The sequence below is a fragment of the Bacillus sp. AFS041924 genome (assembly GCF_002577195.1).
In the GTDB taxonomy this organism is placed as follows: Bacteria; Bacillota; Bacilli; order Bacillales; family Bacillaceae_G; genus Gottfriedia.
Genome location: NZ_NULG01000098.1, coordinates 1 through 17,844, shown reverse-complemented (window position 1 = coordinate 17,844; position 17,844 = coordinate 1). Strand labels below are relative to the sequence as shown.

The 17,844-nt window shown below is 32.3% G+C and carries 11 protein-coding genes; 4 read left to right on the top strand and 7 right to left on the bottom strand.

The genetic code is table 11. The features are described from left to right. Positions 1–33 precede the first annotated feature (33 nt). The gene (locus COC46_RS17110) at positions 34–4,200 is read right to left on the bottom strand and encodes a S8 family serine peptidase (RefSeq protein ID WP_098811130.1); all 4,167 of its coding nucleotides are present in this window, start codon (positions 4,198–4,200) and stop codon (positions 34–36) included. Between the two features lie 333 nt (positions 4,201–4,533). After that, positions 4,534–5,790 carry a helix-turn-helix domain-containing protein gene (locus COC46_RS17105; protein WP_098811129.1) on the bottom strand — a complete coding sequence of 419 codons (1,257 nt, stop codon included), beginning with the start codon at positions 5,788–5,790 and terminating at the stop codon, positions 4,534–4,536. Positions 5,791–6,115: 325 nt separating this feature from the next. On the opposite strand from COC46_RS17105, the gene COC46_RS17100 reads away from it, so the two are divergent. Further along, on the top strand, positions 6,116–7,018 hold the full coding sequence (locus COC46_RS17100) for a LysR family transcriptional regulator (RefSeq protein WP_098811128.1): 903 nt from the start codon (positions 6,116–6,118) through the stop codon (positions 7,016–7,018). 142 nt (positions 7,019–7,160) lie between these two features. Here the strand turns inward: COC46_RS17100 and COC46_RS17095 are convergent, their stop codons facing one another. The 3 genes from COC46_RS17095 to COC46_RS17085 all read right to left on the bottom strand — a co-directional run bounded on the left by COC46_RS17095 (position 7,161) and on the right by COC46_RS17085 (position 11,421). Continuing rightward, positions 7,161–9,542, bottom strand: a complete 2,382-nt coding sequence (locus COC46_RS17095; RefSeq protein ID WP_098811127.1) for a pectate lyase-like adhesive domain-containing protein — start codon at positions 9,540–9,542, stop codon at positions 7,161–7,163. A gap of 25 nt (positions 9,543–9,567) precedes the next feature. Next, a complete protein-coding gene (locus tag COC46_RS17090) occupies positions 9,568–10,596 on the bottom strand; it encodes a WxLIP family cell surface protein (protein ID WP_098811126.1) in 1,029 nt (342 codons plus the stop codon). Between the two features lie 111 nt (positions 10,597–10,707). Beyond that, positions 10,708–11,421 carry a WxL domain-containing protein gene (locus tag COC46_RS17085; protein ID WP_098811125.1) on the bottom strand — a complete coding sequence of 238 codons (714 nt, stop codon included), beginning with the start codon at positions 11,419–11,421 and terminating at the stop codon, positions 10,708–10,710. 236 nt (positions 11,422–11,657) lie between these two features. On the opposite strand from COC46_RS17085, the gene COC46_RS17080 reads away from it, so the two are divergent. Continuing rightward, positions 11,658–13,112, top strand: coding sequence for a BglG family transcription antiterminator (locus COC46_RS17080; protein ID WP_098811124.1), 1,455 nt, complete (start codon positions 11,658–11,660; stop codon positions 13,110–13,112). 403 nt (positions 13,113–13,515) lie between these two features. Here the strand turns inward: COC46_RS17080 and COC46_RS17075 are convergent, their stop codons facing one another. Next, complete coding sequence (locus COC46_RS17075; protein WP_056471613.1) at positions 13,516–13,797, bottom strand: DUF3892 domain-containing protein; 282 nt, start codon at positions 13,795–13,797, stop codon at positions 13,516–13,518. A 182-nt stretch (positions 13,798–13,979) separates the two neighbouring features. On the opposite strand from COC46_RS17075, the gene COC46_RS17070 reads away from it, so the two are divergent. Continuing rightward, positions 13,980–14,192 carry a hypothetical protein gene (locus tag COC46_RS17070; RefSeq protein ID WP_098811123.1) on the top strand — a complete coding sequence of 71 codons (213 nt, stop codon included), beginning with the start codon at positions 13,980–13,982 and terminating at the stop codon, positions 14,190–14,192. A gap of 395 nt (positions 14,193–14,587) precedes the next feature. Here the strand turns inward: COC46_RS17070 and COC46_RS17065 are convergent, their stop codons facing one another. Beyond that, positions 14,588–16,567: an acetoacetate--CoA ligase gene (locus tag COC46_RS17065; protein ID WP_098811122.1), complete on the bottom strand. Its 1,980-nt coding sequence runs from the start codon at positions 16,565–16,567 to the stop codon at positions 14,588–14,590. 414 nt (positions 16,568–16,981) lie between these two features. Here COC46_RS17065 and COC46_RS17060 point away from each other — a divergent pair, with 414 nt between their 5' ends. After that, a complete protein-coding gene (locus tag COC46_RS17060; protein ID WP_098811121.1) occupies positions 16,982–17,620 on the top strand; it encodes a dienelactone hydrolase family protein in 639 nt (212 codons plus the stop codon). Positions 17,621–17,844: the final 224 nt, after the last annotated feature.

The window sequence follows — 17,844 nt, the reverse complement described above, 5'->3', positions numbered from 1 at the left end:
AGAAGTCGATAAACGACTTCTCTTTTTCTATGATTATTGTAATCCTAACTGACTTAATACATCACCTAACGTAACGCCTTTATAAGCAGTTTTCGCTTTTGGTGTATTGGATACAGTTGGGTTTTTCAATCCAAAGTTTTCAACAATATAATCCATATCCTTTTTATCTACTACTTTATCAAAATTAAAATCGGCAGTTGCTTTATTTGTACCCCAATATGTTTGTACTGCTAATGCATCTAGAATATCGATGACATTATCTTTGTTTACATCTCCTGCTGCTGCAGTTGGTAAATTAAACGCCAATCTTTTTCCAACTATTTCACCACGTACATTATTGGATAGTACAACTTGTTTGTTCATAGTGAAATGACCTGGCACATCCACTTTTAGCGTATAAGGAGTTACGTCAGCTTTTAGGCCTTCAATGATATATTGACCACTCTTGTTTAAACTTGACGGAGTAGCAGTTGTTTTGCCGTCATAAGAGGTAACCGTTACATTTGCTCCAACTTTACTTAGATCCATTGCGTAAATAGGTTGACCTGAGGAATCTTTTGCCCCTTCAACTTGTACTGTCCCATCTAATCTTGAATACGTTAGTTTATATTTGATACTTTCCATGTATGAGTAGACATTATTAGTTACTACATTTGATTGGTCGGTCGAAGATGCTGTAATTAAATTCCATCCAAAAGCAGATCCTCCATAAAGTCCATCCGTAAACTTTTTAGCCGTTTTAAGGTCGAAATTAAATAATTGTAAGTCTTCTGGTAATGCTTTATCCCCTAAATAAGTAAATGTAAATGTATAGTTCGTATTAGACGGACTTGTTTGAACATCAGCTACAGAAACTTGCGCATCACCATACTGCTTAACTGCATCACTTACTACTACATTCTCAATTGAAGCAATGTTAGAATCAACTGGTATTGTAATTTTAGATGTTTTTAAGTTTATAACATTATTTGAACGAACACTATAATTTACTGTGTCTCCATTTGATACGATTTGTTTATTTGCCTTTAAATAGTAGTAAGGTAAATTGTGATCCACAAAAACAACTCTTAACATATTAAAAGCATTTCCTATAGTGTTTCTTGCATAATCCATTCCATAAAACTGTACTTGTAAAGGTGCAGCTTGTTTTCTAACGACAAGTTTATCAGTGTAATTTCCATTTTTATCTGTATAAATTGGTGCTTTTGGCCATGGACTATTAAAAAATGTAACTACTGAATTGTTTGATTGATTAACTGGGAAGCCTAGTTTATTTGCTTCCTCTGTTTCAGGATCATTTAAGTTAATGTTAAAATCATATAAGAATTGTCCATTTGAATCAAATTGACTATCATTCGTTTCAATTACTTTTTGATCTAATGAATCAAAGCTAGAAGTCATAGTTGGTGCACCTTGATCATAAATGAACTCAGAAGATTTTGTAAATGTTTTACCTTGTTCATTTGTTCCAACCATCTTTATTTTATATCGTCCTGGTTGTGCAAATTCTGGTTGATAGCTAACCGGATTCTTTGTGTCACCAGTAAATGGATAATAGGTTCCTGTAAATCCTTTTGTAACATAGTAAGTTTGGTTTTCATTCAATAATATTGGACTTAATGATCCTAATAATCCTAGGTCTTCACCTGTAATCGCATCTTGTAAAATAACATCCAATGTTTTCATATGTGATTTTAATGAGAATGTAAATGATTCGAAAGGCCATGCATTTTCCGGCCATGCTGTATCCATTGAAAACATCGGTAAGGCGTCAACTGAATCAATGCCTTCATTTATTACACGTCCACCAAATGGAATTTGATAGGTTTCAGTTGAATCTTTAGTATTCGTAAAAGTGATAAATCCTTCATATGTTCCTTTATCTGCTGTTTTTGGAATGTTTAAGTTAAATTTGATTGATTTTTGACCAATTCCATTTAATTTTACAGATGTAGGGCCTGTTAGCGTTACATTGTTTTTAGCTGCATCTAAAGATCCTCTTAATCCAGTTTGGAATTTCACATCTACACTAAATGTTTTTGCTTTCTCACTACGGTTCTTTAATGTAACAGTACGTGAATCAGCGATATCTTGATCATCAAATCCAAATGAACCAAAGCTCATTCCACCAGTTAATTCTTGAATTGATTTTTGCTGTCCATTAATAATCGTAGGTGTCTTGTCTACTACCTCTAATTCTACATTTGAGTGAATTGCTTCATAAGCATCTACTCGGCCACTTCCTGCTTCAAATACACTATATGCTTTTGAAAGTGGGTCTGCTGTGTTCATTAGGATTGATTTGATATCTTCTGGTTTTAAATCTTTATTTGATTGAAGTAATAAAGCAGATACACCAGCTACATAAGGTGTTGCCATTGAAGTTCCAGATAATCTTTCATATGCATATTTATAGTCTTCTGGTTTTGATCCATCAACGGTTTTATCGTTTACATAAAATGGTACTGTTGAAAGAATTGAGACGCCAGGTGCTGTTACTTCAGGTTTAATATCGTAATTCACTCGAGATGGCCCTCTAGAACTGAATGACGCTAATTCATCAGAAGCAGTTTTTAGTTTTGTGAAATCACCGAATGTGAAGTCAGTTTTACCAGCTTTAATTGCTGCTAAGATTGTATTACCTTCATCATTTGAAACAGAGAATGCAGGAATCGCATCGACTGATTCACCAAGGAATGATTGAATTGCACCTTCTGCTTTATTCGCTTCATCGTTATACATTAACACGCCAGCTGCGCCTTTTGCTTTTGCATTTTTGATTTTGTCAATGAATGCAATTGAACCACGTTTAATGAACGCAATCTTACCGTTTAAATCCTTTCCATTAAAATCTGCTGGATTAGCTAGGCCTACATCAACAAGTTGATATGTTTGTCCTTTTAATGTTGTTAAGTCATCTTTATAATTTCTTGCTAATTGTCTTAATGAATAATTTTTACCTTCTTGTACACCTGCGTATTGATAGATATCAAGTGCAATAGATGATGCACCAACTGTTAAAGCTAATGCTGCTGTACCAGGTGAACCAACCGTGTACATTTTATCCCCGCTATTACCCGCTGCAATAACTGTCGTTACTCCACTTAATACTGCATTGTTTACCGCAATTGAAGTCGCATATAATGGATCATTTAACGTTGCACCTAATGACATATTAATAACATTCATACCGTCTTTTACAGCTCTGTCAATCCCGGCAAGAATTGCATCAGTTGTTCCACCACCATATGGACCAAGTACTTTGTAAGAATAAATATCTGACTCTGGTGCCGCACCAACAGTTTTATATTCACTATTCGCTTTCCCACGACCGCCAATGATTCCCGCTACATGTGTTCCATGCTCAGTATAGTACGCACTGCCACTCACAATTTCTGCTTGGCCAGATTTTTTCCAATCTGCATACGTTGTCTCCATTGGATCATTATCATTGTTTACAAAATCATATCCACCTTTATATGCATCTTTCAAATCTGGGTGGTTATAGTCAATCCCTGTATCTAAGATCCCTATTTTAATTCCTTTACCGGTCAAGCCTTCTGCATGTAATCGATCTAAAGCGTCATAAGGTGTATAGTTTCCAACATTTACTTCGTCTGCTTTTAATTGATCGTTTTCCTTAGGAGGATCAATTGAAAATGATTCGTTACTCCAAACTGTTTTTACAGCTTTTGATTTTAATAGGTTTTTAATTTGGTTTGCTGGTAGTCTCATTGAAACACCATTAAAGGCATTTTTATATGAACGATTAATCGTATAATCTACTTTTTTCGTTTTTCCACTTTCTAATACTTGACCAATATCTTTAGCAAATGTCTCATGATCTTGATCGACTAAGTTTGCTGCCTCTGATGCAGTTAATGATTTCCCCTCAACACTCGCTTCAATTTGAGCAACTTTTGCAGGTTTATTTGCAAACTCTACAATGACACTAGTTTGGTCAGTAGAGTTTAAATTAATATCTGAAGAAATTTTAAGACCTGATTCTTCATTAGTCGAAAGTTGTTCAAGTGCTGCTCTTTGCTCTGAAGATAAATTCGCTAGAATATCTTCCACATTCCTTGGACTTGCTGCTTTAGTATTATTGGTTACTTGTCCAAGTGAGCCCAAAATAAAACTCGACGTTAAAGCTAAAACGGTAAAGCTTTTTAAAAACTTTTTCTCTGCCTTTTTCCCCATTTCTCTTCCTCCAGACAATTTACGACAAGGTAGATTTCTACATTGAAGTACAAAAATATTCTTACTTTGACAAAAATATGGATTATTTCCCAAAAAATACACAAACAATTTGTCTGTTTATTCAACCCTATTATTGAGAATTTTCAATCTTTAATCAATCGGGTTATAGAGAACCTATATCAAAGGGATTATAGAATAACCAGAGCAAAGTTCGACAAATTTCTCGACTAAAGTTTATAAACATTTGTTCTAAATTTTGATATTTTAAAAGAAATATCATTCTCTTCAAATAAAAAAGTCTATAAATAACGAGTACTCGTTATCTATAGACTTTTAAATTAAAGCTTTATGCATCAATTTGAAGTTTTGATCTACTTCAATAGCCTTTTCATATTTTTTTTGCTCGATATAGTAATTATATAAGATTCTTCCATATTGCTCGAAAAATGAAGTATTATTTGTTGCAATAAGCTGCGGGATCACTATATCAGCTAAAAATTGATAATACTGACCTTGATCTTTTTTACATTTCAATGCTAAGAGTTTATAAAGATTAAAATAGAGTGGGCATGCCTTTTTAGCTAATTTCGTACCAGTTTCTATTTTTTCTAGAATATGTTCTTTTTTTAATAACTTTCCATCTAAACATGCCTCTGTAAAATGGAACAATCGTCTTAAATACTTTATTGACGATTTATCAGTTAGTAAAAATGCTTCTTCAAAATATTTAACAGCTTGATCATATTTACCTCTTTTATAGAACTCTTTTCCAAGATTATATAAAATATTTATTTTACTTTCTTGAGCACCTAAAATCGTACAATTATGAATTAAATTCTTATAGTTTTCGACTAACTCTAAAAATTCAATATCTCTTTCACTATCGAATTGCATTAGCATTAAGATTTGAGCATTCATAGCACTCACATGATTATAGGATCTATTAAAGAATTGAAGTGCCTTCTTGGCATATGTAAATGCGGATACCTTTGCCCTTGCATGGTGATATGCTATAGCTAAGTGATAGTAGTACTCTTCGTTGTTATAATCAGCTATGTTAATTTGTTTTAAAAGGCTCACAGCCGTTTGACATTCTTCACTCTCTATCGTTCTAAACGTACTAATACAATACATTCCTTTAATGTGGAGAAGAAGATTTTTTTCATAACTAGATAATGCTTGAAACTCTTTTTCTACGTATTCGATGATATTTTTGGCTTCTTTAAACATATTTTTGTGAAGATAATATCTCCCAGTTAACAGCATATAGTTTGCCGCATGTTTAGAGGCCATAATAAACGGATTTTGATCTAATTCCAATTTTATTCCTTCAATCTGCACTGTTCTTTGCATAACGATTGCCTGATTCCAATCATATAAGTGCTTTTCAATAAGATATAAAGATTCTATTTCTTTATTTATATCAATTTCTAATTTATTGGCTAATTTGTATATAATTTCAGGTGATAATGTAACTTTTCCACTTTCAAACCTACTAATATACGCTTTACCACAAATACCTTCACCCAATTTAGATTGACTGATCCCTTTTTTCTCTCGATAATATTTGATGATTTCCCCTACTAACATGTTTTGCCTCCTTAGTTAAGACAACGTTTAAATTGAACAATAAAATATTGTTTAGTGAGAAATTTTTCTAAATTGTAAGAAAGCGCTTGATAAATCGAATGAATTGATTCAACATTAGTACATATTAATTTTGCAAATCACATGTACTCAATTGAAAATTTAGAAGAATACTATTTATTAAAACCAATTCTATAATTGTAAAATGATTAAGTAAATTTACATTTTTTAAATATAACTTCACGATTTGTGAAGTATAAATAAGAAACAAAATTTCTATATTAGAAAAGTTCTATTCGTGTATGAAAGGATAAAGGTGGTCAAGTTAATGCATATAGAAAAACTAGAGATTTTAGTAGAAGTGGCGAAAACAGGGTCGATTTCAATCACTGCAGAAAATCTGCATGTAAGTCAGTCCGGTATAAGTCAAGCAATCACTAAAATAGAGGAAGAACTTGGAATCAAAATCTTCAACCGCTCTAGATTAGGCGCTAGTTTAACAGTAGATGGGGCGAAAATTGTGGAAAAATCACAAGAAATCCTCCTAAAATACACAGAGATAAAAGAAATAGCCCAGAAAAGTTTAGATACTCAAATTAGTGAACTTAGAGTTTCAATGGTGCCTGCATTTGTTAATTACCTATTAACACCATTAGTAGAATTTAAGGACCAACACTCAAATTTGCATATTGACATTTTAGAAAGCACTACTGAGCGTACAATTGAAATTGTAAAAAAAAATCAAGCAGATATTGGGATTATCTGTTTTTACGAAGGGATATCAAAAGAGTTAGACGATTTTAATTGTGAAGTATTAGAAGACGGTAAGATGAAAGTCTATGTAAAAAAAGACTCGCCTTTTGCTATTTCGAAAAAAATAACGCCTGAAGAATTACTTCAGCAAAAATTTGTACTGTATAACGGAGATTATATACGATGGTTTACAAGTAACTTCCAACGTAACATTGGAGAATTAACTATTTTATTTTCCTCCAATCATACAGAGGAATTATTACGAGCTATATTAAATGGTAGTGCAATCACTTTGGGACCAAATTTTTCTTTAAAAAATCATCCATATCTAATAAACGGTGAACTCGTTGAAGTCGATATCGTAAATTACGAACCAGTAAACTCAACTCTTGGCGTGATCACTTCAAAAAAGAAGATTTTATCAAAGATTGAAAAACAATTTATCAATTTTTTAAGATTTCAAATAACATCATTTTAATAAGAAAAGGCAAATTTCAAGTGAAGAAATAAGCCTTTTTTATTTTTCTTATATACTAATTGTTTTAGTTTCATATAGTAATTTCCTGAATCACAAAATAAAAAACCACTTTTTAAGAGTGGTTGATATAAAATATAGAGTTTTATGGAGCATCTGAAAGTGTCCAGTTTATTGTCGTTGAGTAGCTCTCTGAATATACATCACCAAAGTCTGTTTTTACTAATATTCCTCTATCATCAGCCCAATTTACATGAGTAATTGGATCATTCTGAGTCGTCTGTTGAAAAATTAAAAGCTCATTATTATTTAAAGGTGTTGAATTGCCTAAACGATCTACAAAAACTAAAGCATCTATCATTTTATGATCGGGATTTGTTGTAGATGTTAGCGGTTCGTCAATCGATGCTCTAATAGTCCATTCACTTCCAGTTCCTCTTGAATCAAATACCGACAATCCTAAACTAGTATCATTTCTTAATACATAAGTTTCCGAACTAGAAATTGAAGTCGTTTTAAAATTAATCGATTTTGGGATTTTATCAAATTTTAAAATCGGGCTTTCTTGCTTTACAATTTTAGTTTTTGTTGCCTCTTTAAATGTAGCATCATGATAAACAGTATCGGATTCTGGATTCTTATTATGATTATTATCTGTTAAGAAGACTTGTATAATATCCCCTTCTTCAAGTGAACTATTTAAAGGAATTTCCCACTTTCCTTCTTGATCTACGTTTATTTCTTCAAATAATACTAACACCAGACCATTCAGTGTAGCAGTTACTTTTGAACCCGGTTCATCACTTAACCCTGTTATTTTTTGACTATTAACGGTAACTGGTTCATTTATTGTTACAGGAGTAGGTGGAGTAACGTCTTTGACTGTGACTAAAGTTTGAGTACCTTCAATTGGAGCATCATCCTTAAGTAATACAGCTGTAAATACAGTATTCTCTTTATAGAATTTTTCTAAGTTAATACCAAATTCACCATTTTGATTCGTTGTAGCATTCCATGTTTGATCATCTTCATTATTCGAGATTTTCAAGACAGCTTGTTTATCCCATGCTGTAATACCATCCACAGTTATTTTACCCGATATCTTCATATCTGCATTTGTCAGTTCATTTAACATGATCATCGGATTCATATTTGTTCCTGAAATTCTAGAAAAAGTTTTCCCATTGTAGTTTGATTGAATTGTAGCATTACTAGCATATATTGGTATACCACTTGAATTAGTAATTAAGCTTGCATTGTCCCAGCTATATGCAGATGTACCATCCAAATCCATTCCTTTTGTCCAAGTATTTACTTTTGAATTGACTATTTCAAAAGTTGCTCCTGTTCCGAGTTGTACTGCGTAGCCGTTATTACTAGATAAATTATTGTTATTTCGAATATCGTAATTAGCTGGTTTCGATAATAATAATTTTGATCCAGTAGTTGCTAAATTTACAATCGGAGAGGTGCTATTACCTACTACAAAAAAGTTCGATCCTTCCTTCACATTGATTAATATATCTTTAGCTACACGTCTTGCATCGATTCCGATGACATTTGTTCCAGTACTTAAAGTTGAAGCTTTAAATGTCGCTCCTTTTTCAATGTTTAAAGAAGAATTATCTTGATGAAATGCAACTGATACGCCTTGTTTTTCGACATCTAACACTCCACCAGGTGCAATATTAATCGAATCATAATATTGAAAGATCCCAGGGTAAGTGGCACCATTTGTTGTACCTCTTAATATAACTCTAGCATTTTCTTTTACATTAAATTGATGACTAGTTATTCCAGTTGAACTCACTCGATCTTGAAACCAAATGATCGAATAATCGAAATAACTAATAAAGCCCTCGTAAGTGGAGTTTGGTAAAAATGTCATACCACCAGTGTAAACATTTTCTGCTCTCGTATAAATTTTATTCGTTCCATCGAATGTAAAATTACTTCTTGAAGCAGCAGCTAATCGGACCATTTCAGGATTCGTCGTAATGTTTTTAAAAGAGAGTGACCAATATTCACTCCTATAATCGTTGAAATGTGTTTGAACAAAAGCAAATGCTGTTTTATTAATTAAGGTAGCATCTTCTACAGAAAATTTATATTGAGTTGCATTCGTAATATTTTGAAGGCGAATCCAACTTTTATTTAAATCAATTTTATAATTATTTCCGTAAATTTTAATATCATGTCCTGGTACTAGAATTTCATGGCCTTCAGGAGCATCTGTAATATCCTTCACAATATTTATTTCTGAAATATTTACGTTCCGAATTGCATCTCTAAATTGAGCAAAACTAGAAACATCTACCGCAAAAGCCCGTGTTTCTGATTGACTTGAAGTGCTTTGATCAGAAGATTCATCAGTAGGAGTTTGAGCATCATTTATTGTTAACTCATTTGAAGTAATGACAGGCGTGTCATTTCCGTTGTCTTCAGCAAGCGTAATTAGGCTAAATTGATTAGATAATATAACTGTTATAGAAATGACTAAGATTAGTTTCTTTAGGCAACGGACCATTACTTTTCACCCTTTCAAACTTTTATTATTTATCAATTGTACTTTTCTTTCTTTTTTTGAAAAAAATAAAACTTATAAATCCAATCAAAAGCAATAAACCACTCACTAAATACATCCAATTATAATTTTGTTTTAATTCAACTGCTTTATTATTCAATTCTTTTGCTTCTTTTCCAATTGTAAATAATTCGTCCCATTCCCAAACTTGAGCTCCTATGATCGCTTTCATCTTTAATCGATATGTTCCAGGCTCGATTGGATTATTATTTAAATCAATTGCATAATCAAAATTTGAGTTAGGTGCCATGCTCATATCAGATTTTTTTGAACTATATAGGATGTCATTTGATCCTTTTTTAAAGATTTGGGCATCTATACTCATATCTTTCACAATGGAGGATTCACTATTTTGAATAGTAGCCGCAATTGCAGTATGATAATTTACTAATTTTGGTTTAATAGCGTTCAAGTGTAAATCTGGATTGACTACCTTCATATTTTCAGTCAATTTGATCCCAACAACGTATGCGTATTCATTCTTTATTTGAATACTCTTGCTTGTTGAATCTTTTTCAGACCCATCCATCTTTTTCTTAACGTGTACAGCCCCTAAAATGACACCATCATATTCACTTTTAGGCATTGTTATTGAAAATGAAACTACCTTTGATTTACCAGCAGGAATAACAACCTCTTTTCGAGGCTCATGAATAAGTTCCGTTAATGGATACTTTAAGCTATTGTCTGCTTCTTTACTATTCGTTTTTGAGTAATCAATCAGTCCATTGTCGTTTGTTGTAGCAAATGTGATATTCGCTTCAATTGTTTCTTCTTTTTTACTATTGTTAAACACTTCGATTTTAAGGTCTTGTTTTTGACTAGGGTTCATTTTTAAATCAAAGTAAGATTTCAAATGATCGATTTGATTAGTTGGAATGATTGCTCTTACTGAAAAATCGATAGTATTCTCAGCCTTTACTGAAAAAGGGATGAACGATAATGTTAACAATATTGCCGAAAAAAATAATAATACTTTTTGAAATTTGATAGCCATTACTATTTCCCCCTTTAAATTTAGAGACTTTATATCAATTTCACTGTACTAAGCAGTCCCAAATAATATAAAGTCTCTATTTATACACTGTTCTTTATTATGGATTATGTTCTATAAACCAGGAGCATCCGTTAATGTCCATGTAATTGTTGCTTCATGATTACCGACCGTTGCTGAACCTGCTGGGATTGTCAAAGTGACATTATCATTAAGTGCTCCATCGTTTTCTTCTGGAGTTGGACCAAGCCATCTAGTTACCCATGTACCAAAACCGGTACCAGCTGATGCAGCTACTACTGTTGATGCTATGCTTCCATCTGTATTTAATGAGATTGTTTTATTGATTACTGGTGACCCCCCTGTGCTCAAAGATACAGTCGTACCATTTTTAAAAGAAATGATTGCACCTGGTAAAGTGTCCACTGTTCCATTTGTAAATTTACTTGATTTAGCAACTATAGACCAACCTTCCCCAGTACCTCGGCGATCTGTAACTTGGATAAATGGCTTTTTGGATTTAGCTGAATAAACTTCTGTTTTATTTGAAATCTCATTTGCCCCAAACTCTACTGATGAAACATAATCTAGTGTTAATGAACCAGCATTTCCTGTAGGGGGATCTGTTGGATCAGTAGGTCCTGAGGGAACTAGTGGTTTGGTTGGATTTGTAGGATCGACAGGTGTAACTGGACCTGATCCAGCTAGAAATGTTATTGCTGCTTTCGAATTTCCGACAGTTGATACCTCCGCAAACGTTGAGTGTGTAGCACCTACTAATGATGTCATTCCAATTACACTAACAAGTGCGATTTTAGTAAATTTCATTTCACTTTACTCCTAAAAAAATTATTTTTTTGTTTCAACGTTGTCATTATATCGTTGAAGTAAAGTGATTGCCCATGATGTTTTTTACCTTTGATTTAGGTAAAAAAAATATCTTTGTTTCAAAAAAAATTCACATTTGGCCAAAATATAAATAAGATGTTTCTCGGATAGATTTATTTCTGCATTAAGAACTATACTTAAAAGCAATAATAAGAAAAAAGTTTGTGGGGATTTCGATGGATAAATCAACTAAGAGGAAACTTCAAATAATTGATATTTTAAGTAAACAAGATAAGTGGTTTAAAACTGAAGAATTAGCAAGCGAGTTATTGTGTACGGAAAAAACAATTCGAAATGATTTACAAACAATTAATTCAAACTTACCTGAAGGTTGGCAAATTGAAACAATAAAGGGTAAAGGAATCTATATAAATAAACCAATTTCTTCATCAATTAATGAAATTCGCTCTATATTTGTGAAAAATTCATTGAGATTTCAGGCTATTATGCTCATACAATTCAAACAAATTAAAAGCATAGCAGAGCTTGCAAAAGCTCTTTATACACAACAACCTGCTGTTTATACAATTCTTGATCGGGTTGAAGATTTATTAAATTCTTATCATTTAACATTAAAACGAGGTCCGCTTGAAATCGTAGGAAGAGAATTTGAAATTCGATTATTATGTAGCGATATTCTAGATGCTTTATACTCCCATTCAAATGAAGACTGGCCAATTAGTGAATTTTCATTTACGGACATAAAAAACATTGTTGTTTCAACTACAAAGAAATATAAATTATTCCTATATCCTTCAACTACTAAAAATTACGTGTATTTGCTCGGAACAATGTTGTACCGAATCAATAAAAAGATTCAATTAGACTTAAATGAACAAAGTATAACGAAAATATTACATTCCGATTTTTATAGTATCGCTAACGAAATTTGTGAAAAATTAGAGGAACTATATCAACAACATATCTATGTAAATGAACGAGTTGCATTTACCTTATTAATTTCAACTCTTCCTTATTATGCTTTTGACGAAATGGACAAAAATGAATTTTCTTCATTATATCGAAATCCTACCACATCAAATTACAAGAAACTCTATCACTTAGTTGAGATACTAGAGGAAAAGACTGGCCTTCCATTAAATGAAGACGAGGAATTTCTTTATACCCTTCAAGATCAATATAAAAGATATTCTTTAATCAATTCAATCGATAAAAAGGAACCATCATATTCTTTAGATCGGTACGTAATAGAGCATTATCCTGAGTTATTTAATAAAGTAAAAAATGCTTTACAAATTTGGGCCAAAAAATATTCATATCCAGTTATGACGAAAGATAGGATCGCGAAACTTACATTAAATGTCCAATCTTCTAAAATTAACTACTCATTTTCAAAGAAAAAAGTATTGTTACTAACGAGTAATGGACCAGCCGTTCAACGATATGTAGAAACTAAATTAAAAGAAGCTCTTGGTCATAAAGTTGATTTTATTCATCCTTATCAAATTGAACTTGAATCAGAAAGCATTAATGAACTAAAAATAGATTTTATTATTTCTGATTTCCAGCTTGAAGAGGAAATCATCCACCCTGTAATTACCATTGATCCAGTACTAACGGACAGAGATATAAATCAAATTTCAAATTTTATTAGTTCAATTCCCTCATAAAAAAGTAAGGCACAATAATCGGCCTTACTTTTTACTTTATAGTCTGAACTGTTTTTCTAATTCAGATATCTATTAATTGTTGTTTTATAAATTGTGCAATTTTAGCGTTTGCCTGCTTACTTATAATTGAAGCTTTGTCCATCAACTGAAAATCATGAAACATCCTTCTCCGGCGAATACAATGTGATACTTACAATTCCATGTTGTATGTGCTAAATTATTCTGTCTTTTGACATAAAAATTCCTCCGTATGCTGCTATTTTGGTTGGCGAACCAAAAATAGTTTAGCACCTCGGGGGAATTTTTTTAATACCACGCTGTAAGTTTTTTGGAACTCTAGACCTAGCCTAGGGTTTTCATTTCCACAAAAAAGATGTACGGGAAAACCCATACATCTTTACTGTTAAAACGTAGGTAAATTACTCAAGTTATTCGTAGGATCTCCGTCAGGATACGAACGAAGTGTTTTATGTGGATTTTCTCCACGAGTTAATCCTGTGTTTACATCTTCAATTTGTTCAAGTTCTGCCATTGCAATGGCTTGCTCAATACCAACGATTTCACCATTTTGAAATTTCACATCTGTAATATCACCATCGCCATTTTTTCTCACTGCGACAATGTGTAATTTATTTGGATCATCTTGATGTTCTGGATGTCCGATACCGCGATTTTGAAATGACATACCAATACCTCCATTTTTTAGACACAAAAATAGTATGGCATACGAAATTCTGTTTATTCTTCCAATTTCTTACAAGTAGATTTGTTAAACTTTTCACAAATTATCCACAGACAAATTTCCACTAACGTTATACGATGATTATGTAAACATTAATCAAACAACTTTCGAAAGAAGGGAACATCATGACTACTGTTTTAGGAATGACTAAAGAAGGCAAATTAATGCACAAAATTGGCGATGGTTATTATCGCTATACAAAATTGAACAAAGATGAACTTAAAACATTAAATTTACTTGTCAGTGAAGGTATGGCGACAGTTATAAAAAAAGGTATCGGATATGCTGCACTCGTTAAACTAACTGATCAAGGAAAAGTTATTAACAACGAGTGTTAATTCAAATTGAAAACACTTGCAGCAGTAATAATTGTTAAAAACCCCCTTTATATATTTTTTTACCTTTAAAGTAGATGTTGCATTGTACCAAAACGTCTACATTAAGGGTTTTTGTTGTTTAAAATTCATATTAAATGAAGATAGAGAACATCGTTATTGACGTTCTTATAATAGGCTGTCTGTGGAATTGCAATTAAAAAACATTAACTGCAATTAATTTTTGTTAATCTGCAATCCAAATCAATAAAGCTGCAAATAAGTTCACGTATCACTCATAAATTGATTGAAAGAATCAAAAATCAACATACTAAAACTATTATGATGAAATCGCATAATTTTAGTAAAAAAATAAAACGCCATCTCATAAAAAAGATAGCGCTTTAGAAAATCGATTTTCATGCTTGCTCATTTAAATCTTGTGCCAACTCGATAAAAAACTTTAATGAATCTGGATTTGTCATTGAACCTTGGTTAACTACTTTTTCAGGAGAAAAACCTAATAATATTTTACGTATTGGAACTTCTAATTTTTTTCCACTCAATGTTTTTGGAATTTGCTCTACTTCATAAATTTCATTAGGGACAAAACGAGGAGAAACCTTATGCTTTATTTCTGATTTAATTTTTTCCTTTAATTCATTCGTCAGAGCAATCCCGTGTTTAAGTACAACAAATAATGGCATAAATGATTGACGACCAAGTAGTTCCAAATCAATTACAAAACCTTCCATTACTTCATCAAGTGATTCAACTACTCGATAGATTTCACTTGTTCCTAGACGTACTCCAAATCGATTGATCGTTGAATCAGACCGTCCATAAATAACACAGCTACCTTTTTCATCAATTTTAATCCAATCTCCATGTCTCCAAATTCCTGGATAAACTTCAAAATAGCTTTCAAGATATCGTTCATTATTCTTGTCTCCCCAGAAATAAAGCGGCATTGATGGCATCGGAGCTGTTATGACTAATTCACCTACTTCATTAATGATTGCATTCCCCTCATCATCAAAGGATTGTACATGCGCACCTAATGAACGGGCTTGTATCTCTCCGGCATAAACAGGAAGAATCGGTGACCCTCCAACAAATGCAGTACAAACATCGGTACCTCCACTAGTTGAAACAAGCCAGATGTCGTCTCTTATATTTTCATATACCCATGAAAAGCCTTCTACTGATAATGGTGAACCAGTCGAACAAATAGCTTTTAATTTAGAAAAACTATTTTTTTCTTTAGGTTTTATTTCATACTTCTCGCACACGCTTAAGAAGCCTGCACTTGTTCCAAAAAATGTTACACCTACTTCTTCTGCAAGATCCCACAATACATTTAAATTAGGATAAGAAGGACTTCCATCGTACACTAAAATCGTACTACCCGATAACAATCCTCCAACTAATTGATTCCACATCATCCAGCCTGTAGTAGTGAACCAAAAAATTACATCATCATGATTAATTCCTTGTTCAATCACTATTGTCTTTAGTTGTTCAATTAATATTCCGCCCTGACTTTGTACAATTGGTTTAGGTAACCCTGTAGTCCCTGAAGAAAATAAAATCCATAGTGGATGATCAAATGAAACACTTTCATACGTAAGCTCACTGCTTCCTACTAATAATTCATTCCAAAAAATTATTTCGTTTTCTATTTTGTAATGATCAAAATTCATATATGGTATTAAAATAGTTTTCTTTAATGTAGATAATTCAGACTGAAGCTCTTCAACGCTAGATAACTTGTTTTGAACTTTACCATTATATGAATATCCATCAACAGCAAATAAAATAGTCGGTTCAATTTGTTTAAATCGGTCGATGACACTATTCGTTCCAAAATCTGGTGAACAGCTTGACCAAATTGCTCCGATACTTGCGCATGCTAAGAAAGCAATAATAGTTTCAGGGATATTTGGCATATATGCTACCACTCGATCCCCAGATTTAACACCTAATTTTCTTAAATAATTTGCAACTTGGCCCGTTTCTTCCTTAAGCTCTTGCCAACTTATTTCAGTTTTTAAATTGATTTCTGATTGAAAAAATAATGCAGGTTGATTTCCTTTATTGTTACGAAATACATGTTCAGCATAATTAATTTTTGATCCAGTAAACCATTTCGCACCTGGCATTTTTCGTGCTTCCAAAACTTGTTCATATGGTGCATGAGAAATTACATTGCAATATTTCCAAACACTTTCCCAAAAAGATTCTAATTCCTCGACTGACCATTCCCATAGTTCACTTTGAGAATTAAAATATAGTCTTTTTTCATTTTCGAGCCAATTCATAAAATGGCTAACTCCAGCATTTTCAATTTGCCGACTAGTTGGTTCCCATAATAAAGCACCTTCAGTAACCGCTTTCATTTTTATTCCTCCTAAACTAGCAAACTATTTTTAAGTAAACAGTTATATGTATAGCTACAGCCTTTTAATGAAAACAACTGATCAATCTTTCTTATCGAAATCAGGGATATAATGTTCAAAAACTATTATCCGAAAATACTTAATATTTAAAAATTAACTACTATACTATTACACACTAAAGCTACTGTCAACATCGAAAATGAATCATAGTTCAACTGGTAGACTAAGCGACCTAGGAGCTTTCTTCCATGTATAGTGCGATATTAACAAAAAAACTTCATACTTTATCCTCATGGATATACAGTTGATTTTTAATGTAATATATGTAGTGATAATTTATGCAGGTTATTATTACCAATTTTACCATAAAACACCATTAACTATTTAAAAAAATAAGTTAAGGATGATTAAAAATTGAACAATTGCGAAGTTCAAAATACTACTATTCTAGTTATTCACGAAATTTATGGAATTAACAATCATATAAAAGATATTTGCAACAATTTGAAAGAGTCGGGTTTTACGGTCATATGTCCAAATTTACTAGGTAAAACTGAGAACTTTTGCTATGAAGATGAAAACAAGGCTTATAGGCATTTTGTTGATATGATTGGATTCGAGTTTGCAGCTGATCAAATAATTACCCTTGCGAAAGAACTACGATCAAGTAGTTCTAATTTCTATATTCTGGGTTTTAGTATAGGTGCAACAATCGCATGGTTATGCAGTAAATATAATAGGTTATTTGATGGAGTAATTGGATTTTATGGTTCGCGAATTAGGGACTACTTAGAGGTTATTCCTCAATGTGAAACCTTATTATTTTTTCCAATGAAAGAAAAATCATTTGATCCTGACATTATCATAAATAAATTGAATACAAAAAATATGACACAAATCATTCAAGTGGAAGGAGTTCACGGCTTTACGGATCAATCAACTCCTTATTATGATCAAGCCTCTTCTGAATACTGTTATCAAGAGATGTTTGATTTTATTTTGAAACAAAATCATAAAAAACGAAACAAAAGGAAGCTCAATAACCAATCATAGATGGATGCCTTTACGTTTTTGGGTGCTCTTTTTCACTTTCGGAATATTCGTTCCTTATTGGTCTTCGTGGGTCTATGGCATCTATATTAATTAGAGAAAGTAAATACAGTCCGGAAAAAGTAGGTCTTACGGATTTGTTGTCATTCCCTATTTTCGACTGGGATTTTCATAACTTTAAAAAGCGAAAGTATCGTTATGAATTAATAAATCGAGTAGGAGGGAGT